We start from the raw sequence: 19,775 nt of genomic DNA, 5'->3' as shown, positions 1-19,775 counted from the left end.
GTTGGTGACTTCGGGAGGCGAACGGCATGGCGCGGGTGGCCGCGATCGACTGCGGGACGAACTCGATCCGCCTGTTGGTGGCGGACGTGACCGTGGCGGACGACGGGTCCCGCCGGCTGCGTGACGTGCACCGCGAGATGCGCGTGGTGCGGCTGGGCGCGGGCGTGGACGCGACGGGCGTCCTGAACCCGGAGGCCTTGGCCCGCACGCGCGCCGCGCTGGTCGACTACACGAACATCCTGCGCCGCAAGGGGACCGAGCGGGTCCGCATGGTCGCGACGTCCGCCACCCGCGACGCCGCGAACCGCGACGACTTCTTCGGCATGACCCGCGAGGTGCTCGGCGTCGAGGCCGAGGTGATCTCCGGCGACGAGGAGGCGCGCCTGTCCTTCACCGGGGCCGTGGCGGACCTGGAGCCGGCGGACGGGCCGTTCCTGGTGGCCGACGTGGGCGGCGGGTCCACGGAGCTGGTGCTGGGCTCGTGGGACGGCGTGCGCGGCGACGTGGAGGCGGCGCGGTCGGTGGACATCGGGTGCGTCCGGCTGACCGAGCGCTGCCTGCCCGACGACCCGCCCACCGAGGCCCAGGTGGAGCAGGCGGTGGCCGTGGCGTCGGAGGTGTTGGCCGAGGCGTTCGCGGCGGTGCCCACGGCGAAGGCGAACACGTGGATCGGCGTGGCGGGGACGGTGACCACGTTGGTGGCGCTGGCGAAGGAGCTGCCGGTCTACGACTCGGAGGAGATCCACCTGGCGCGGCTGTCGATCGACCGGATCCGCGAGGTCACCGCGCGGCTGCTGACGATGACGCACGACGAGCGCGCGGCGCTGGGCCCCATGCACCCGGGGCGGGTGGACGTGATCAACGGTGGTGCGCTGGTGGTGCGGACTCTCGCGGAACACCTCGCGTCGCAAGGGATCACGGAGCTGGTGGCCAGCGAGCACGACATCCTCGACGGCATCGCGTTCTCGCTCACCTGATCGGCTCAGCGACACGATCGGCTCAGGCCGGGCGGCGTGGACCGTCCGGGCGAGCCGATCTTCATACCTCACCACTGCGTCAAATGGGATTGTTCGTGACGAGGTTGTGATCACTTCACCCATGTGGCCTGAGACACAGGACTAATAGCGTCCTCCCACACGCTGCGGAAGCGGTCGACTCTGCTCGGTTACCCCCGAACAGGTGGGAGGACGCATGTCACGTGCACGTTTAGTTCCCGTAGCCCTTGCGGCGGTCATGGTCGCGGCGGGGTGCGGGGCCGCGCAGAACCAGGCCGGCACCAACACCGACGCCGCCATCACGATCTTCAACACCGACCCCGAGAACCCGCTGGTGCCCGGCAACACCACCGAGGCGGGCGGCAGCCGGGTGATCGACGCCCTGTTCACCGGGCTGGTGGAGTACCGCGCCGAGGACGCGCAGCCGGTCAACGCCATGGCCGAGAAGATCGAGACCAAGGACTCCAAGCTGTTCACCGTCACGATCAAGAAGGGTTGGACGTTCCACGACGGCAGCCCGGTCACCGCCAAGAGCTTCGTGGACGCCTGGAACTGGACCGCGTACGGCCCGAACGCCACGCAGGGCGCCAGCTTCTTCTCCCAGATCGAGGGCTACGCCGAGGTCCACCCGAAGGACCCCGACGGCCCGGACGGACCGCAGGAAGCGCCCAAGCCCGCCACCGACAAGCTCTCCGGCCTCAAGGTCGTCGACGAGCACACGTTCACCATCACGCTGTCCGAGGCGTTCTCCGTCTTCCCGGTGACCATCGGGTACGAGGTCTTCGCACCGCTGCCGGAAGCGTTCTTCAAGGACCAGAAGGCCTTCGAGGCCGCGCCGATCGGCAACGGGCCGTTCAAGTTCGCCTCCCGCAACGTCGGCACGGACATCAAGCTCACCCGCTTCGACGACTACAAGGGCGACGACAAGCCGAAGTTCAAGGACCTGACGCTGAAGGTCTACCAGAGCCGCGAGGCGGCCTACGCGGACCTCGTCGCGAACAACCTGGACTTCATGGAGGAGCTGCCGCCCAACGCGCTGGCGGGCCAGAAGTACGAGACCGACCTGGGCGACCGGGTGGTGCAGCGCGAGACGCTGAACATGCAGACCATCGCGTTCCCCTTCTACCTCAAGCCCTACGACAACGTGGACCTGCGGCGCGCGATCTCCATGGCGATCAACCGCGAGGAGATCACCCAGCGGATCTTCGAGGGCACGCGCAAGCCCGCCGACGGCTGGGTGCACCCGCTGATGAAGGGCTACCAGAAGGGCCAGTGCGGCGAGTACTGCACGTTCAACCCGCAGAAGGCCAAGGAGTCCTTCGCGAAGTCCGGCTACACCGGTGAGATCGTGCTGCTGTCCAACACCGACGGCGGCCACCAGGAGTGGGCCGAGGCGGTCGCCAACAGCATCAAGAACACGCTCGGCGTGCAGGCGCGGTTCGTGCCGTCCACCAGCTTCGGCGAGTTCCGGCAGAAGGTGAACGCGCACGAGATGACCGGCATGTACCGGGCGGGCTGGATCGCGGACTACCCGTCGATCGAGAACTGGCTGACCCCCTTGTACCGCACGGGATCCTCGTCCAACGACGGCCTCTACACCAACCCGGCGTTCGACGCGAAGCTGGCCGAGGCGGACAAGGCGCCCAGCGAGGACCAGGCGATCAAGCTGTACCTGGAGGCCGAGCGGATCATGGCGCCGGACATGCCGGTGATCCCGCTGTGGACGCAGAACACCATCGCCGGCAAGTCGAACCGGCTCAAGGTGGCCAACCTGCACCCGTTCCGCAAGCTCGACCTGGACAGCGTGGAAGTCGTCGGCTGACGTCTCCCGAGCGGGGCCGGCTCGCGGGAGCGGGCCGGCCCTTCCGCCGCGAAGACCCGCCCCCACCGGGCGGGTCGGAACTCGAAGGGCTCGTGACATGGGCCGCTATGTGTTGCGTCGACTCCTCCAGATGATCCCGGTCTTCATCGGGACCACCTTCCTGATCTACGCGCTGGTGTGGGCCGTCCCGGGTGATCCGTTCGAGGGCAAGTGCGGTGAGCGGGACTGCCCGGAGTCCTACGTCTCCGCCATGCGCGACAAGTTCAACCTCGACGACCCGCTCGTCGTGCAGTACGCCAAGTACCTGGGCAACCTGCTGCAGGGCGACTTCGGGCTCACCTCGGCGGGCCTGAGCGTCGGCGACCGGATCGCCGCCACGTTCCCGGTCACGTTGAAGCTCGCGCTGGTCGCGCTGGTCATCGAGGCCGTCATCGGCATCACCGCCGGCGTGGTGAGCGGCCTGCGCAACCGGGGGTTCCTGGACAGCCTGGTCCTGGTGTCCACGCTGTTCCTGATCTCCATCCCCGTGTTCGTCACCGGGTACGTGGTGCAACTGGTGTTCGGGCTCCAGCTCGGGCTGATCTCGCCCACGGTCACCTCGCCCACGATCGGCAACCTGGTCGTGCCCGGGTTCGTGCTCGCCTCGCTGTCGATGGCCTACGTGGCCCGGCTCTCCCGCGCCGGCATCGCCGAGAACAAGCGCGCCGACTACGTGCGGACCGCGCTGGCCAAGGGGTTGCCGCAGAAGCGGGTGGTGGGCGTGCACATGCTGCGCAACTCGTTGATCCCCGTGATCACCTTCCTGGGCACCGACCTGGGCGCGTTCCTCGGCGGCGCGATCGTCACCGAGGGCATCTTCAACGTGACCGGCGTGGGCGGCCTGGTGTTCCGCTCGATCCTGACCAAGGACGGCGCGATGGTCACCGGCGTCGTGACCGTCCTGGTCCTGGTGTACCTGCTGATGACCCTGCTGGTCGACCTCCTGTACGCGGTGCTGGACCCGAGGATCCGTTATGACTGACCAGATGGCGGTGCTCGCGGCGGACCGGCCGCGCGGGCTGTTCGGCGACGCCTGGCACGAGTTGCGGCGCAGGCCGCTGTTCTGGGTGTCGGTGTCGATGATCCTGCTGGTGGTGCTGATGGCGGCGGCGCCGTCGCTGTTCACCTCCGGCGACCCCGGGCTGGCGCAGCTCTCGCGCAGCCGCCAGGCGCCGTCCGCCGAGGCCTGGTTCGGGTACGACAACCAGGGCTACGACGTCTACACGCGGGTCATCCACGGCGCGCGGGCGTCGATCGTGGTGGGCGTGCTGTCCACGGTCGGCGTGGTGCTGGCCGGCGCGACGATCGGCATCCTGGCCGGGTTCTACGGCGGGTGGCTGGACGCGGTGGTGTCGCGGGTCGCGGACATCTTCGTGGGCGTGCCGTTCGTGCTCGGCGCGATCGTCATCCTGACCACGCTCAACGCGGGCGGGGACGCCGGTCCGGCGCGGATCGTGGCGCAGGTGGTGCTGTCGATCGCGGTGCTGTCGTGGCCGGTGGCGATGCGGATCATGCGGTCCACGGCGATCGCGGCCAAGCAACAGGACTACGTGAAGGCGGCGCGGGCGCTGGGCGCGCGGCCCCGGCGGATCATCGGCAAGCACATGCTGCCCAACTGCGTCGCGCCGGTCCTGGTGTACTCGACGATCGCGCTCGGCGCGTTCATCGGGGCCGAGGCGACGCTGTCCTACCTGGGCATCGGGCTGCGGCAGCCGGTGGTGTCGTGGGGCGTGATGATCAACAGCGCCAAGGACTACCTGCGCGTCGCGCCGCACGCCCTGCTGTTCCCGGCGGGGTTCCTGACCGCGACCGTGCTCGCGTTCGTGATGCTGGGCGACGCCGTGCGCGAAGCCCTCGACCCGAAGCTGCGCTAGGAGGCGCTCGTGACGGCTTTGCTGGAGGTCGAGGACCTGCACGTCGAGTTCCGCACGCGGGACGGCGTGGCGCGGGTCCTCAACGGTGTCGGCTACCACGTGGACGCCGGGGAAACGCTTGCGGTGCTCGGGGAGTCGGGGTCGGGCAAGTCGGTCACCGCGCAGGCGGTGATGGGCATCCTCGACACGCCACCGGCGTTCGTGACGGGCGGGTCGGTGCGGTTCCACGGCGAGGACTTGCTGAAGGCGTCGGAAGAGCGGCGGCGGGAGGTGCGGGCCGAGGGGATCGCGATGATCTTCCAGGACGCGCTGTCCGCGCTGAACCCGGTGTTCACGGTCGGGTTCCAGATCGAGGAGCAGTTGCGGCTGCGGCGCGGCATGAGCCGGGCCGACGCGCGGGCGCGGGCGGTCGAGCTGCTGGACCTGGTGCGGATCCCCCACGCGCGGCAACGGGTTCGGGAGTACCCGCACCAGTTCTCGGGTGGCATGCGGCAGCGCGCGATGATCGCGATGTCGTTGGCGCTGGACCCGGAGGTGCTGATCGCGGACGAGCCCACGACCGCGCTGGACGTCACCGTGCAGGCCCAGATCATGGACCTGCTGGCGGAGATCCAGCGCGAGCGGCGCATGGGGTTGATCCTGATCACGCACGACCTGGGCGTGGTCGCGGAGGTCGCGGACCGGATCGTCGTCATGTACGCGGGGCGGATCGTGGAGCACGCCGACGCGCTGTCGCTGTTCCGGTCGCCCGGCCACCCGTACACGGCGGCGTTGATGCGGTCGTTGCCGCGGATCGATGCCAAGGGGACGGCGTTGGAGACCATCAAGGGTCTGCCGCCGAGCCTGTTGCGGATCCCGTCGGGGTGTCCGTTCCACCCGCGGTGTCCGCGGGCCGAGGACGTGTGTTCCTCGGAGGTGCCCGGCCAGGTTCGGTTGGGGCTGGGGCGGGCGAGCGCGTGCCACTTCGCGGAGGAGGTCGTCCGTGGCTGAGCTGCTGGAGGTCCGGGGTCTGGTCAAGCACTTCCCGGTGAAGCGCGGTGTGCTGTTCAAGCAGACCATCGGGTGGGTTCGGGCGGTGGACGGCGTGTCGTTCACGCTGCGGGCGGGCGAGACGCTCGGGGTGGTCGGCGAGTCCGGGTGCGGGAAGTCGACGCTGGCCCAGGTGCTGATGTTGTTGGAGCCGCCGACGTCGGGGGAGGCGTTCTTCGAGGGCCGGCCGATGTTCTCCTTGCGGGGCGCGGAGTTGAAGCGGCTGCGGCGGGACATGCAGATCGTGTTGCAGGACCCGTACACGTCGTTGAACCCGCGGATGACCGTGGGCGACATCGTGGGCGAGCCGTTCGAGATCCACTCGGAGGTCGCGCCGAAGGGGTCGTGGGCGGGGCGGGTGCGGGAGTTGCTGGACGTGGTCGGGTTGAACCCCGAGCACATCAACCGGTACCCGCACCAGTTCTCCGGCGGGCAGCGGCAGCGGATCGGCATCGCGCGGGCGCTGGCGCTGCGGCCGCGGGTGATCGTGTGCGACGAGCCGGTGTCGGCGTTGGACGTCTCGATCCAGGCGCAGGTGATGAACCTGTTGGGGGAGCTGCAATCGGAGTTCGGGCTGGCTTACGTGTTCATCGCGCACGACCTGTCGGTGGTGCGGCACCTGTCGGACCGGGTGGCGGTGATGTACCTCGGGAAGATCGTGGAGATCGGGACCGAGGAGGAGATCTACAACCACCCGACGCACCCGTACACGCAGGCGTTGTTGTCGGCTGTGCCGGTGGCGGATCCGGCTTTGCGGGGGCGGCGGGACGTGATCCGGTTGACGGGGGATGTTCCCTCGCCGATCGATCCGCCGTCCGGGTGTCGGTTTCGGACTCGGTGTTGGAAGGCTCAGGACGTGTGTGCGGTGGAGGAGCCTGCTTTGGTTGATCGGGGTGGGCACTTGAGTGCCTGTCACTTCGCTGAGGAGCGCTCTGTGGTGCCCTGAGGCGCGGGCTCGCGAAAGCGAAAGCGAAGCGAAAGCGAAAGCGAAGCGAAAGATCAAGAGCGAAGAGCTAAAAGCGGCGCTCGCCGCGCGGCAGGCCCCCGGGGGTGGAAGGGCGTCGGTTCGTTCCCCGTACGGCCTGCCGGAGGCAACCACCCTTCTCCCTTCTTGGCAACCGGAAAAGCTGGTTGCCAAGAAGGGAGAAGCGCGGTTGGGCTGCGCCCAGGCCGTACGGGGAACGAACCGAGGCCCTTCCTGTGGCTTGGCAGCCCGTGGCGCGTGGGCTCCGGGTTAGCGGTTGGAGGCTGACTGCACGAAGGTGGCCAGGTCCTTGGACTGCTGGATTCGGCTGGGCTCGTGGACGTACATCATGTGGCCCGCCGGGTAGTAGGCGTGTTCGATGTTGTCCAGGAGTTCCTTCGGCACCTTCAGGTGGGCCACCACGTGCTCTGCCGCGTAGTACGGGGTCGCGCCGTCGTAGTGGCCGTACGCGATGTGGACCTTCAGGGCCGGGTTGGCGCGCATGGCCGAGGCCAGTTTGTCCGCCACCGTCACGTGCCGGGCCTCGAATTCCTTGAACGACCACGGGTGGACCGTGCGGGAGATGATCTCGTACGGCAGGTCGTTCTCGTAGCCCAGGTCCGCGCGCAGGTAGTGGTTCAGCGCCGCCGTGTACGGGCCCAGGATGGCCGAGTAGGACGGGTCCTCGCTGAACTGCTCGCGGCCGTAGTCGTTGTCCGGGCCGGAGAAGCGGGAGTCCAGGCGGCCCACGACGCGGCGTTGCGGGCGCAGGAGTTCGGTGAAGAAGCGGACGTGTTCCAGGCGGAGGTCCACGCGGTCCACGTAGTCCTCGGACAGGCCCGTGAGGGTGGCCAGCTTGGTGACCGCGGCGGCGCGTTCCTCGTCGGTCAGGCGGTGGCCCCTCGCCAGGGCCCACGGGTAGTCCCGGGACGCGAAGTCCTCCGCTTCGGCCAGCACCTCGTCGAGCGGGCGGTCGCCGTGCAGGCCGTGGTAGTGGGCGATGGCCGCGTAGGTCGGCAGGAACAGCGTGTGGGGCAGGTCGTTGCCCTCGCTGAAGTCCAGGGTGGCGAAGTCCAGGACCGACGAGATCAGCATGAGGCCGTTGAGGTACATGCCGTAGCGGGTCTGGAGGTGCTCGGCCAGCGCCGCCGCGCGGGTGGTGCCGTAGGACTCGCCGGCCAGGAACTTCGGGGACAGCCAGCGGCCGTGGCGGGAGGTCCACAGGCGGATCACCTCGCCGACCGACTCCACGTCGCCCTGGAAGCCGTGGAACTCGCCCGGCTTCTCGCCCTTGACCGCCCGTGAGTAGCCGGTGGACACCGGGTCGATGAACACCAGGTCGCTGTGCGCGAGCAGGGTCTCGGGGTTGTCGACCAGCTCGTACGGCGGGGGCGCCAGTTCGCCCACGTCGCCGGACACCACGCGGCGCGGGCCCAGCAGGCCCAGGTGCAGCCACACGCTGGAGGAGCCCGGTCCGCCGTTGAACGCGAACGTCACGGGGCGCTTGGCCGGGTCCGCGCCGTCGAGCGTGTAGGCGGTGAGGAAGACCTCGGCCTTCGCGACGTGCCCGTCGAACTTGCCGTCGGTCAGCACCTCCTGGCGCAGCACCACCCGGCCGGTGGTCGCGGTGTAGTTCAACTTGCGCCGCTTGACGGTGGTGCTGTGCTGGGTGGTGACGAGGTCGTCGGTCGGGGTGTCCTTCCCCGCGTCGCCGTTCCCCGTCACCGGGGTCTTGCCGTCCTCGGTGTCCTTGTCGGTCATGGTCGAACTCTACGGTTGGGGCACGGGTCGATGCGCAGCCTTTCCGAGCTGGACCGCCGGGTGAGCACGTGCCGCGCGTGCCCCCGGCTGGTGGCGTGGCGCGAGGAGGTGGCGCGGGTCAAGCGGGCCGCGTTCGCCGGCGAGGAGTACTGGGCGCGGCCGGTGCCCGGGTTCGGTCCGCCGGACGCGCGGTTGGCGCTGGTCGGCCTGGCCCCGGCGGCGCACGGCGGCAACCGGACCGGGCGGATGTTCACCGGCGACCCGTCCGGCGACTTCCTGTACGCGGCCCTGCACGCGGTGGGGCTGGCGTCGCAGCCGACGTCCGTGCGCCGCGGCGACGGCCTGGAGCTGCACGGCACCCGCATCACGGCCCCGGTGAAGTGCGCGCCCCCGGAGAACAAGCCGACCGCGCGGGAGCGCGACAACTGCCGGCCGTGGCTGATCTCCGAGCTGGAACTCCTCCGGCCGACCCTGCGCGCGGTGGTGGTGCTGGGCGGCTTCGGCTGGCAGGCGTTGCTGCCGGTCCTGGCGTCGTGCTGGGAGGTCCCCCGACCCCGGCCGGTCTTCGGCCACGGCGTCTCGGTGACGCTGCCGGCCCAGGACGACGGGCCGCCGTTGGAGCTGTTCGGCAGCTACCACGTGAGCCCGCACAACACCTTCACCGGCCGCCTGACCCCGTCGATGCTGGAGGACGTGCTGCGTCGAGCCGCGCGGGCGGCGGGGATCGCAGGATCATCAATTTGAGTGGTTTTTGCCGGTGGACTGGAGGGTGTTCCGCAAACGATACTGTTCCACGTGTCGCGGAACACGACGGAACATGGAACAACCGAGGCGGAGTTGATCACCGCCGCCGCAGAGGCCGTGCGGGCCGTTCTCCCGGCGACCTGGGCGGTCGAGGTCAGGCTCGGGGTCAGCCGGGACATGCGCGAGGCCGACGCGGAACTGGCCGTCCGTGATCCTGATGGGTTCACAGCGACCGTGTTGATCGAGTTCAAGCGGCAGATCGCGCCGAAGGACGTCGCGCGGGTGGCAGCCCAGGTCGCCGCTTTCCGAGGCGGTCGGACGCGAGGTGCGGTGCTGGTGGCGCCGTTCGTGTCACCCACGGTCAGAGCCGAACTGGAGACCCATGGCATCGGCTGGTTCGACGCGACCGGCAACGTCCGGCTCGTCTTGGACCGCCCAGCGGTGTTCATCGACCGCATCGGTGCGAACCGAAGTGGCCTGAGGGAACCGGAAGAACGGAACCTCAAGACCCTTCGAGGTGCGGCGGCGGCGCGGGTCGTGCTGGCCCTCTGCGAGTCGGGGACACCGGTGGGGGTGCGCGAAGTGGCGACCCTGGCGGGCGTGAGCGCGTCGAGCAGTTCGCGGGTGCTCGACCTGCTCGACCGGGAAGCCACGATCCGGCGGAGTTCGGACGGAGCGGTCGTCGCGGTGCGCAGGCGGGCGCTGGTGACCCGGTGGGCCGCCGACTACCAGGTGATGAAGTCCAACGAGGTCATCGCGGCGATCGACCCGCGCGGGATCGACCACGCCTTGGGAGCCCTGCTGGACGTCGATGTGCCGGCCGTGCTCACCGGGTCGGCCGCCGCACGCGCGTACCTGCCCGCGGACGTGGTGCCGGTGTCCCCGTTGGGTTCGCTGAGCGTCTACACCACCGACCCGATCGGCCTGATGGATCGGCTCCGGCTCAAGCGGGTCGAGCGCGGGGCCAACGTGTTCGTGATCCGGCCCTATGACGACGTCGTGCGAGAACGGGCCCGGACGGTGAACGGCCGGCGGTGCGCCCCTCCCGCGCAGGTGGTGGCGGACCTGCTGACCGGATCGGGGCGGTCGGCGGAGGAGGCGGAGCAGTTGATGGGTGCGCTCGCCGCTGTGGAGGAGGGGTGGACGTCATGACGCCACCCGAGTACGTGGCGGCACGAGCGGTCCTGCTGGACGCTTTGCAAGCGCTCGGACCGCACCTCCAAGCCGTGGTGCTGGTGGGCGCACAAGCCGTCTACATCCACAGCGGGAGTGCGGACCTCGCCACCGCGCCGACGACCACGGACGCCGACCTGGTCGTCGCGCCGGGCCTGGTGGCGGACGAACCGCTCATCGCCTCCGCCATGCAGCGCGCCGGGTTCGTGCAAGGCGGGCAGCCGGGGACCTGGCTCGGGCGCGGACAGGTGGCGGTCGATCTGATGGTGCCCGAAGCCCTCAGCACGGGACACGGCCGTCGATCGACCGAAGTGCCGGGCCACGGGCGGTTCTTCCGCCGGACGCAAGGACTGGAGGCGGCGATCGTGGACAACGACAGCCGCCGGATCGCCGCACTGGCCGAGGAGGACACGAGGTCGTTCGACGTGCGGGTCGCGGGCCCGGCGGCGCTGCTCGTCTCGAAGGTGGTCAAGATCAGCGAGCGGCTGACGAACCCCAAGCGGCTCAAGCCGAAGGACGGCTTGGACGTCCTGCGCCTGCTCCGGGTCGCCGACCCCGTCGCTCTCGCGGCGACCCTGGACGGGCTGCTGCTGAACGGACTCTCCGCGGACGCGACCCGGCTCGCCGTCCACGCCCTCCGCGAGCACGGCACGCACCCCGACGGCCCCATCCCGTCGCTGGCCGCGGACGCCGAAGCGGGGTTCGAGGATCCGGACGTGATCAAGGCCTCGACCGTCGCGCTGGTGGAGGAAGTGCTGGAGAGCATGAGGTTCGACGAGTCGCCGGACGGCAGGGCGGCGGGGATCTTGGGGTAAACGGCGGGCGTCGGGGTGGTTCGGCGGGCATTCTCTTGCCATGAGACCCCGGCTCGTCCTCGCGCTCCTCGTGGGGTTGGCGTTGGTCGTCGTGGCCCTGTCCGCGCGGGGCGCGTCGCCGGTCCCGTACGAGGACCGCGGGGGTGGCGAGCAGGCCGCGCCCACGATCACCCAGCCGCCGGCCGGGGACGTGGGTGACGTCGAGCGCGGGTCGGTGGTCGGTGGGTCACTGGTGCTCGTCGTGCTCGTGTTGATCGTGATGACCGTCGTCGTGATCATCGGGCTCCTGAGCGTGTTGCGGCTGCCGAAGGGGCGCAAGCGGCGGGGGGCCGGGGCGGTGGGGGAGACGGCGGACGACGTGTACGTGCGGGTGCCCGAGCTGCTGGTGCGCGGGGCGCGGGAGGCGTTGGAGGACCTCTCCCGGCGGACCGGGGGACCGCCTCGCGACGCCGTCGTGTTCGCCTGGCTGCGGCTCGAAGAAGCGGCGGCGGACAGCGGCGTCGAGCGGCTGCCGCACCAGACGGCCACCGAGTTCACCGGTGGTCTCCTCGCGCGGTTCGCCGTGGACGAAGCGGCCACCGGCGCGTTGCGGCGGGCCTACCAGCGGGCGCGGTTCGGGACGGCCGAGGTCACCGAGGACGACGCCCGGGTCGCGCGGGAGGCGTTGGAGCACATCGTGCGCGACCTCGACGGGAGCCGGGCGTGACGGCCCCCGACCGGATCGGCCCGGACGCCGACCCCGAGCCGATGCGTCCGCTCGCGGGCATGGGCGCGGCCGTGGGCATCGGGGTCGTGGTCGGTGTGGCGACGGCGTTCACGCTCGTCCGCGTCGGCGCGCCGCTGCACTGGGCGGTCGTGGTCGCCGTGCCCGTCCTCGCGCTCGGCGTGCTCGCCGCCCGGCTGCCCCGCGCCACCGACGTCGTCTGGGCCGCGCCGCCCGCCCTGTTCTCCACCGCGACCTCCGGGCACGCGAGCACGTTGGCGAGCCGGCTCGCGGAGGCCGCCGTGGACCACGACCGGTTCACCCTGCGCGTCCAGCCCCGGCTGCGCCGCCTCGTCGAGGCCCGGCTGCGCCAGGCGCACGGCGTGCCCGACCTCGCCGACCCGCGCGCCGCCGCGGTCCTCGGCCCCGAGCTGCACCGCCTGGTCACCGACCCGGCGGCGACCCTGCCCGAGCCCACGAGGCTCGCCGAGCTGTTGGAGGACCTGTGACCTCAGCGACCCGCATCGGCATCGAGGCCAAGGCGGTCCTCGACGCCGTCGGCACCGTCGTCGTCGGCCGGCAGCGCTCGCTGCGGCTGGCGCTGGCGGCGGTCCTGGCGGGCGGGCACGTGCTGCTGGAGGACGTCCCCGGCCTGGGCAAGACCCTGATGGCCCGGTCGCTCGCGCAGGCCCTGCGCCTGGACTTCAAGCGCCTCCAGTGCACGCCGGACCTGCTGCCCGCCGACGTCACCGGCTCCTTCCTCTACGACCCGGGCGAGCGCGACTTCCACTTCCGCGCCGGACCGGTGTTCACCGGCCTGCTGCTGGCCGACGAGATCAACCGCACCCCGCCCAAGACCCAGTCCGCCCTGCTGGAGGCCATGCAGGAACGGCAGGTCACGGTCGAGGGCCGCACGTTCCCGCTGCCCCGCCCGTTCCACGTGCTGGCCACCGCGAACCCGGTCGAGTACGAGGGCACCTACCCGCTGCCCGAGGCCCAGCTCGACCGGTTCCTGCTGCGCCTGGACATCGGCTACCCGCCGCCGGAGGAGGAGGTGGAGGTGCTGCGCCGCCGCCTGGCCCGGCAGCGCGAGGAGGCCGAGGTGGAACCCGTGCTGGACGCCGACCGCCTGCTCGAACTCCAGCGCGGGGTGGAGCGGATCGCCGTGGACGAGGACGTCCTGCGCTACTGCGTGGACCTCGCCGCCGCCACCCGCGCGCACCCGGCCGTCGAGGTCGGGGCGTCCCCGCGCGGCGCGCAGGCGCTGGTGCTGGTCGGGCGGGCGCTGGCGGTGCTGGACGGGCGGGACTTCGTGGTGCCCGAGGACGTCAAGGAGTGCGCGGTCCCGGCGTTGGCGCACCGGCTCACGCTGCGGCCCGAGACGTGGACCTCCGGCGTGACCGGCGTGGAGGTCGTCACCGAGCTGCTGGGCCGCGTCGCCGGACCGGCCAGTAGCCGGTCATGAGCCGCGGGCAGCGCATCAAGGACGCCCTGTCCGGCGGGCGCGGGTCGCACTGGCACCCCACGGACGCCCTGGTGCGCGGCGCGGCCCTCGGGGTCGGGCTGGTCGTCGTCGGCGGGCTGATCCACCGGGTCGAGCTGGTGCTGTTCGGCGCGCCGCTGCTGGTCTCGACGCTGATCGCGCTGGTCGCGAAGGTCGGCGGGAAACCGGTCGTGGCGGTGCGCGGGCTGCCGCGCACCGGCGAGGTCGGCGCGGCGAAGTCGCTGGTCGAGGTGGACGCGGGCAGCGGGGCCGAGGTGGTCGCCATCCGGCTGCCGGCGGGTGGACCCGGGCTCGGCCCGGTGCACCTGCTGCCCGCCGGCACCCGGTCGGTCGAGGTGGTGCTGCGCCGCGACGCCTGGGGCGAGGGCGTGGACCTGCGACCGGACCACCTGGTGGCCGGGCCGGACGGGCTGCTGGTGTTCGGGCCGGTGACCGCCGCCGAACGGGGCCGCGTGATCCTGCCGCCGGTCCACCAGCTGCCCGCCGGGCTGCTGCCGGCGCGAGCGCGCGGCCTGGTCGGCGCGCACCGGGCGCGGCGGCCGGGCGACTCGGTGGAGCTGCGCGACATCCGGGCGTTCCAGCCGGGTGACCGGCTGCGGCGGGTCGACTGGCGGGTGTCGCTGCGGGCCGGCGCGCTGCACGTCCGCGAGCACCACGCGGAGGCGGACGCGGACGTCGTGCTGGCGTTGGACACCCGGTTCGACGTGGACACCGACGTGGGGTCGTGGTCGGTGGCGACGCAGGACGCGACCACCCGGGTCGGCGGCAGCCTGGACCTGGCGGTGCGGGCGGCGGCGTCGCTGGCGGCCGGGTACCTGCGGCAGGGCGACCGGGTGGGCCTGGTGGACCTGGGCCGGCCGCAGCTGTCCGTGCGGCCGGGGGCCGGGCGGCGGCAGTTGCTGCGGCTGCGCAACCAGCTCGTGGTGTGCGCGCGGTCGGCGGGGTGGGCGCAGCGGCCGGTGCTGCGGCGGGAGCAGTTGCCGCACGGCGCGTTGGTGGTCGTGCTGTCGCCGTTCCTGGACGCCGACGTGGTGGAGCTGTCCGTGCACGCGGCGCGGCGCGGTCACGTGGTGCTGGCGGTGGACGTGCTGCCGTCGGGGCTGCGGCCGGACCGGGAGACGCCGTGGGGCGCCGCCGCGTTGCGGGTGTTGGAGTTGGAGCACGAGGTGCGGCTGGAGGCCATGCGCCGGCACGGCGTGGCCGTCGTGACCTGGGACGCCCGTGCGGCGGCGATCTCGGCGGTGCTGCGCGAGGCCGCCCGACCGGGGGTGCGCCGGTGAATCCCGGATCGGTCGATTTGCGGGGCGGTTGGCCCGGATGGGTGTTCCGCGCGGCCGTCGGAGTGGTCGGCTTGATCGCCGCCGGCGTTCTTTACGCCGAAGGAGTGACGCTTACTCCATTGGTGTTGTACGTCGGTTTGACGGGCGTGGCCGCCGCCATTCCCGCGTCGGCCGCCGCCGCGCTGTTGGTCGCCTATCCGCCGGTGGCGTTGGTGGTGCTCGGGGGCGAACCGGTGCGGCCGGCGGTGCTCGTGCTGGTCGCGCTGGTGCATTTGCTGCACCTGCTGTGCGCTTACGCAGCGCTCGTACCCGTTCGGAGCCGCATTCACCCGTCCGCCCTGCGTCCGGCGGCCCTGCGGTTCGTCGCGGTGCAGGCGGGAGTGCTCGGTTTGGCGGGTGTCGTGCTCCTTCTGCCGGGCGGCCGGACGGACGCCGCCGTTGAGGTGATCGGACTGGCGTGCGCGGCCGGTCTGGTGCTCGGCGCGGTCCTCCTGATGCGCCGGCGGAGCTGAGAGAAGCGTCTCGACCACTCAGCGAAAGCTGAGCTTCTGGATCGTTCCTCTCAGCACGTTCACCCCTGGTGGGGACACCGCCGCTGGTCAGCGCGCTGAGTGTCGCTCATCACCCGGCGACTGTGGTCACAACGGGGCCTGACGACCCGTCGGAAACGACCCTCCGGTGCGACCATAGGCGTATGGCTGCTGTGAAGTCGCAACCCACACGGATCGTGATTGTCGGCGGTGGGTACGTCGGCATGTACACCGCGCTGGGATTGCAGAAGAAGCTGCGTTCCGGTGAGGCGTCGGTCACGGTCATCGACCCACAGCCCCACATGACCTACCAGCCGTTCCTCCCGGAGGCGGCGGCCGGCTCGATCGAGCCGCGCCACGTCGTCGTGCCGCTGCGCAAGGTCCTCAAGCGCTGCCACGTCGTCACCGGCCGCGCCACCCGCATCGAGCACGCCCGCAAGGCCGTGACGGTCGAGCTGGCCGACGGCCACGTCGAGGAGTACGAGTACGACGTGCTCGTCTCGGCGCTGGGCGCGATCTCGCGCACCCTGCCCATCCCGGGCCTGCCCGAGGTCGGCATCGGCATGAAGACCATCGGCGAGGCGATCTACCTGCGCAACCACGTGCTGTCGCGGCTGGACCAGGCCGCCAGCACCAACGACCCGGAGCTGCGCAAGCGGTTGCTGAGCTTCGTCGTCATCGGCGGCGGCTTCGCGGGCATCGAGACGCTGGCGGAGCTGGAGGACATGGCCCGCTACGCGCTGCGCTACTACGAGGGCCTGCGCCAGGAGGACATGCACTGGGTCCTGGTCGAGGCGACCAACCGGATCATGCCCGAGGTGAGCGCGAAGCTCGGCGTCTACACGGTGCAGCAGCTGGAGAAGCGCGGCATCAAGTGCTACCTCGACACGCGGGTCAAGTCGATGGAGGACGGCCACGTCGTCCTCGACGACGGCACCGAGTTCGACTCGGACACCATCATCTGGACGGCCGGCATGAAGGCCAACCCGATGCTGCGCAACACCGACCTGCCGCTGGACGCGCGCGGTCGCGTGCAGTGCACGGCCGCGATGCAGGTCGTCGGCCTGCCCGGCGTGTGGGCGGCGGGCGACTGCTCGGCGGTGCCGGACCTGTCGCGCACCGAGGAGGACCCGACCGCGACCTGCGTGCCCAACGCGCAGCACGCGATCCGGCAGTCGAAGCTGCTCGCCAAGAACATCGTCGCCACCCTGCGCGGCAAGAAGCCGAAGGACTACTTCCACAAGTACCTCGGCAGCGTCGCGGGCCTGGGCCTCTACAAGGGTGTCGCGGACGTGTTCGGGCTGCGTTTCAAGGGCGTTGTCGCCTGGTTCATGCACCGCAGCTACCACGTCATGTTCATGCCTACGGTGAACCGCAAGTTCCGCGTGTTCGTGGACTGGACGCAGGCGTTGTTCTCGGGTCGCGAGGTCGTGGCGCTGGGTCAGATCCACGAGCCGAAGGCCGAGTTCGACCGGGCGACGAAGAGCTGAGTGTGGTGCCCACTGCGCCGTTTGGTGGCGGTGGGCAAGCACCCGTCTGGCTCAGCTTCGTAACTTGAGCCCCCAATGGGAGTAATGGGCAGCGCGTCACCTTGACATTGCGTAACGTGAACCCGAGACTACGACTGGTGCGCCACCAAAAGTGTGACGCGCCAGTGGGGAGAGAGGTGACCGCGATGTCGCTTGAGGAGCTGGCCGCACAGCTTCGCCGCGGTGAGATCGAGGACCGTGCGCTGGCGGAGTACGCCGCCGAGTACGCCACCGCCGGAAAGGTTTTTCGCAGCAAGAAAGACGACTGAGTCATGTCCGCTTCCGGGTGGGGGAGCGACCTGGTTCCCCCACCCGAGGCCGTCCGGCCCGTGAAGCCCACCCCACTGCTGCTGCAGGGCCAGGACTACATCTTCCGGTCGCCCGCCAAGAACCTGGACTTCCAGGAGCAGGTGCACCGCCTCGGCATGGTCGACGAGGGCGACGGCAGCCCCGTGCCCTGCGTGCTGGTCCTCGCCCGCGCCGCCGACATGGAGATGAACGCCCTCTCCATCGCGCTCGCCGAACGCGGCATCCGGATGGCCCGCGTCGACGCCGACCGCTGCGTGGACCTCCCCCTCACCGTCTACACCGACGCGCCCCTGCTGGAACTGAACCGCTGGCTGCTGCGGCCCCTGCTGGTGTGGCGCCGGCACTTCGAGCTCTCCGCCCTCCAGGTCGAACCCGGCACGCTGGCCGGCGCCTACGCCGTGGACCAGTGGGGCGCGGTCGCGAACTGGCTGTCCACCCGCGGCGACTGGGCCCACGTCAACCCCGCCCGCGCCACCGCCCACCTGGACCGGCTGACCCAGCTGTCCGACGCGGCGTCCTTCGGCCTGCGCGTCCCGCGCACCGCCGTGACCACCCGACCCGGCCGCACCCGGCCCGGCGGCGGGCGGTGCATCGTCAAGACCACCGGCCGCCACCTGCTCGAACCCCGCCCCGGGATGCAGCACGGCCTGTTCCCGCGCCCGCTGGAGACCAGCCGCTCGGGCGACGTCCCGGAGTCCGCGCCGGTCATCGTGCAGGAGTACGTCCCGTCCGACACCGAGCTGCGCGTGTTCGTCGTCGGTGAGCGCACCCTCGCCTTCCAGGTCGACAAGCTGGACCCCGCGCAGCTGTGGGTCGATCCCGAGGCGGTCCGCGTGACCCCGGTCGACGTGCCGGCGCGCCTGTCCGACCGGCTGCTCGCCTTAGCGCGGCACTGGCGCTTGCAGGTCGCCGCCTTCGACCTCCTGGTCTCCGGTGGCGACCACGTGTTCCTGGAGGTCAACGTCAACTGCGACTGGCGGTGGTTCGAGCACCGCGCGCAGGACGAGCGGGTGTCCGAGGCCGTGCACGAGTGGGTGGCGGCGCGTTTCAAGGAGTTGATGGGTGCGGGTAAAGGTCGCTGAGCACGCGGCGCTGTTCTACCAGGACGGCACCGTGGTGTGGGACGACTACCTCCACCACCGGCAGTTCGCGATCAGCGAGACCGCCGAGCTGCTGTGCCGCAAGTTCACCGAGTTCACCGACGTGGACGAGCTGCTGGCGCCCCTCGGCGAGGCCGACCAGAGCGCGCTGCGCAAGGTGCTGGACGAGCTGGTCGAGGCGGGCGTGCTGGTCGTGGAGGGGTCGCCGCAGCACGAGGCCGAGCGCCGCATGCTGTCCGGCTGGCGCGCGTGGGGCGCGTCGGCGCGGCACTTCCACTTCGCGAGCCGGACCCTGGTGGACGCCCCTTACCAGGCCTCGGACGAGCACGACGCGCTGCTGGACGAGAAGCTGACCCGCGACCCGGCGCCCGCGCCGTTCCGCAGCGTCGGCGGACCGGTGGTGCCGCTGCCGAGGCTGCCGGAGGACCCGTCGTGGGGGTCGCGGGGCTTGATGGACGTCCTGCTGTCCCGGCGCACGTCGCGCGAGTTCGGTCCGGGCCGCGTGCCGCTGGAGCGCGTGGGGGAGCTGCTGGCGGTGCTGGGCGCGCCGTCGCCGGTGCGGTCGCGGATCGGGCGGACGGGGACGGTGTTCAAGACCAGTCCGTCCGGGGGTGGGCGGCACCCGGTCGAGATCTACGCGCACGTGCGCGGCGTGGAGGGCCTGCCGCCGGGGTGGCACCACTACGACGGCCTGGCGCACGCGCTGGAGCCGCTGGGCGTCTGCTGGTCGCCCGCGGAGATGGCGGAGGCGGCGGGCGACCAGGCGTGGGTGGGGGAAGCGCCGTTGGTTCTCGCGTACACCGCGGTGTTGGAACGGACGCGGTGGCGGTATGACACTTCGCGCGCGTACCGAGTGGTTCAAATGGATGTGGGTCACCTGTCGCAAACCGCGTATTTGGTGGCTACGGCAATGGGATTTGGTATCGGCTTCACCGCAGCATTGCGGGATGAACTAGTCGAACAGGCGCTGGGGTGTGACGCTTATCACGAAGTCGTACTCGGGATGAGCGCGGTGGGTCCATTACCCGAATGAGCGCAATAGCGGTTGGCATTGAGCCGTGCGGGGGACTTGTGACGAACCAGCCCCACGAACGCTGCGTAACCGCTTAGGCTCGCCGCTGCCCCCGTAGCCCAAAGGTAGAGGCAGGCTCCTTAAAAGAGTCACAGTACGGGTTCGAATCCCGTCGGGGGCACGACTGCTCCAACCTTCGTTGTCACCCGATCATCGGGTGATCAACTGCGCCGCTCAGAGTTGCCTCCGGGCGCTCTCCGGCCCCGATTGTCGTACCCACGTGCGACGATCGAGACGGGGGCCGGAGGCAACCCTCGCGCCACACACAGGCCACGCACAGACCACGCCAAGGTACGCCGCTCCCGAGCCACCGACCCCGCCGCCGAGCCGCGCACCACCGCCGACCCTGCCGCCGCCCGCCAAGCCTGCCGCCGCGCGCTGCCAGCCATGCCGCCGCACGCTGCCAGCCATGCCGCCGCACGCCGCCGATCCTGCCGCCGCGCGCCGCTCCGGTCACCACCGCCACATCGCCCATAGCGGAAGATGCAACCACGTCGTGGCGGGCGCGGGCGATCAGGCGAACGTGGCCCGG

General features: G+C 71.0%; 19 protein-coding genes and 1 tRNA gene. 19 read left to right on the top strand and 1 reads right to left on the bottom strand.

What is annotated here, in order from left to right:
• The first annotated feature begins 26 nt into the window (after nt 1–26).
• The 6 genes from AB0A74_RS03455 (at nt 27) to AB0A74_RS03430 (ending at nt 6,705) form a co-directional block, all read left to right on the top strand.
• Entirely contained in the window at nt 27–977 is a 951-nt protein-coding gene (locus AB0A74_RS03455; protein WP_358247291.1) for a Ppx/GppA phosphatase family protein, read from the top strand.
• A 256-nt stretch (nt 978–1,233) separates the two neighbouring features.
• Entirely contained in the window at nt 1,234–2,817 is a 1,584-nt protein-coding gene (locus AB0A74_RS03450; protein WP_358247290.1) for an ABC transporter substrate-binding protein, read from the top strand.
• A 97-nt stretch (nt 2,818–2,914) separates the two neighbouring features.
• Nucleotides 2,915–3,838: an ABC transporter permease gene (locus AB0A74_RS03445; protein ID WP_358247289.1), complete on the top strand. Its 924-nt coding sequence runs from the start codon at nt 2,915–2,917 to the stop codon at nt 3,836–3,838.
• A complete protein-coding gene (locus AB0A74_RS03440) occupies nt 3,831–4,730 on the top strand; it encodes an ABC transporter permease (RefSeq protein WP_358247288.1) in 900 nt (299 codons plus the stop codon). Before AB0A74_RS03445 ends, AB0A74_RS03440 begins: the two co-directional genes overlap by 8 nt.
• Nucleotides 4,731–4,739: 9 nt before the next feature.
• A complete protein-coding gene (locus AB0A74_RS03435) occupies nt 4,740–5,720 on the top strand; it encodes an ABC transporter ATP-binding protein (RefSeq protein WP_358247287.1) in 981 nt (326 codons plus the stop codon).
• The gene (locus AB0A74_RS03430; RefSeq protein ID WP_358247286.1) at nt 5,713–6,705 is read left to right on the top strand and encodes a dipeptide ABC transporter ATP-binding protein; all 993 of its coding nucleotides are present in this window, start codon (nt 5,713–5,715) and stop codon (nt 6,703–6,705) included. The genes AB0A74_RS03435 and AB0A74_RS03430 overlap by 8 nt, the downstream gene beginning before the upstream one ends.
• A 288-nt stretch (nt 6,706–6,993) precedes the next feature.
• Here AB0A74_RS03430 and AB0A74_RS03425 read toward each other — a convergent pair whose 3' ends face one another.
• Nucleotides 6,994–8,484 (bottom strand): peptidase S10, encoded by a 1,491-nt coding sequence (locus AB0A74_RS03425; RefSeq protein WP_358247285.1) that lies wholly within the window; start codon nt 8,482–8,484, stop codon nt 6,994–6,996.
• Nucleotides 8,485–8,514: 30 nt separating this feature from the next.
• Here AB0A74_RS03425 and AB0A74_RS03420 point away from each other — a divergent pair, with 30 nt between their 5' ends.
• From AB0A74_RS03420 to AB0A74_RS03360, 13 genes are all read left to right on the top strand, one after another.
• Nucleotides 8,515–9,228 carry a uracil-DNA glycosylase gene (locus AB0A74_RS03420; protein WP_358247284.1) on the top strand — a complete coding sequence of 238 codons (714 nt, stop codon included), beginning with the start codon at nt 8,515–8,517 and terminating at the stop codon, nt 9,226–9,228.
• Between the two features lie 51 nt (nt 9,229–9,279).
• The gene (locus tag AB0A74_RS03415; RefSeq protein ID WP_358247283.1) at nt 9,280–10,380 is read left to right on the top strand and encodes a type IV toxin-antitoxin system AbiEi family antitoxin; all 1,101 of its coding nucleotides are present in this window, start codon (nt 9,280–9,282) and stop codon (nt 10,378–10,380) included.
• Nucleotides 10,377–11,216 (top strand): hypothetical protein, encoded by an 840-nt coding sequence (locus tag AB0A74_RS03410; protein WP_358247282.1) that lies wholly within the window; start codon nt 10,377–10,379, stop codon nt 11,214–11,216. The genes AB0A74_RS03415 and AB0A74_RS03410 overlap by 4 nt, the downstream gene beginning before the upstream one ends.
• Before the next feature lie 40 nt (nt 11,217–11,256).
• On the top strand, nt 11,257–11,922 hold the full coding sequence (locus AB0A74_RS03405; protein ID WP_358247281.1) for a DUF4129 domain-containing protein: 666 nt from the start codon (nt 11,257–11,259) through the stop codon (nt 11,920–11,922).
• Nucleotides 11,919–12,428: a hypothetical protein gene (locus AB0A74_RS03400; protein WP_358247280.1), complete on the top strand. Its 510-nt coding sequence runs from the start codon at nt 11,919–11,921 to the stop codon at nt 12,426–12,428. Before AB0A74_RS03405 ends, AB0A74_RS03400 begins: the two co-directional genes overlap by 4 nt.
• A complete protein-coding gene (locus AB0A74_RS03395) occupies nt 12,425–13,384 on the top strand; it encodes a MoxR family ATPase (protein ID WP_358247279.1) in 960 nt (319 codons plus the stop codon). Before AB0A74_RS03400 ends, AB0A74_RS03395 begins: the two co-directional genes overlap by 4 nt.
• On the top strand, nt 13,381–14,703 hold the full coding sequence (locus tag AB0A74_RS03390; protein ID WP_358247278.1) for a DUF58 domain-containing protein: 1,323 nt from the start codon (nt 13,381–13,383) through the stop codon (nt 14,701–14,703). Before AB0A74_RS03395 ends, AB0A74_RS03390 begins: the two co-directional genes overlap by 4 nt.
• Nucleotides 14,700–15,215 (top strand): hypothetical protein, encoded by a 516-nt coding sequence (locus AB0A74_RS03385; RefSeq protein ID WP_358247277.1) that lies wholly within the window; start codon nt 14,700–14,702, stop codon nt 15,213–15,215. The genes AB0A74_RS03390 and AB0A74_RS03385 overlap by 4 nt, the downstream gene beginning before the upstream one ends.
• Before the next feature lie 182 nt (nt 15,216–15,397).
• Nucleotides 15,398–16,723, top strand: a complete 1,326-nt coding sequence (locus tag AB0A74_RS03380; RefSeq protein ID WP_358247276.1) for an NAD(P)/FAD-dependent oxidoreductase — start codon at nt 15,398–15,400, stop codon at nt 16,721–16,723.
• A 185-nt stretch (nt 16,724–16,908) separates the two neighbouring features.
• Nucleotides 16,909–17,031 carry a hypothetical protein gene (locus AB0A74_RS03375; RefSeq protein WP_015098199.1) on the top strand — a complete coding sequence of 41 codons (123 nt, stop codon included), beginning with the start codon at nt 16,909–16,911 and terminating at the stop codon, nt 17,029–17,031.
• Nucleotides 17,032–17,091: 60 nt separating this feature from the next.
• The gene (locus AB0A74_RS03370; protein WP_358247275.1) at nt 17,092–18,153 is read left to right on the top strand and encodes a hypothetical protein; all 1,062 of its coding nucleotides are present in this window, start codon (nt 17,092–17,094) and stop codon (nt 18,151–18,153) included.
• Entirely contained in the window at nt 18,134–19,204 is a 1,071-nt protein-coding gene (locus AB0A74_RS03365; RefSeq protein WP_358247274.1) for a SagB family peptide dehydrogenase, read from the top strand. The genes AB0A74_RS03370 and AB0A74_RS03365 overlap by 20 nt, the downstream gene beginning before the upstream one ends.
• A gap of 87 nt (nt 19,205–19,291) precedes the next feature.
• A tRNA-Leu gene (locus AB0A74_RS03360) sits at nt 19,292–19,364 on the top strand.
• The last annotated feature ends 411 nt before the right edge of the window (nt 19,365–19,775 follow it).

It is taken from the genome of Saccharothrix sp. NPDC042600, assembly GCF_040647305.1.
Lineage (GTDB): Bacteria > Actinomycetota > Actinomycetes > Mycobacteriales > Pseudonocardiaceae > Actinosynnema > Actinosynnema mutabilis.
The sequence above is the reverse complement of the archived record's forward strand: the minus strand, read 5'-3'. Positions and strand labels throughout refer to the sequence as shown.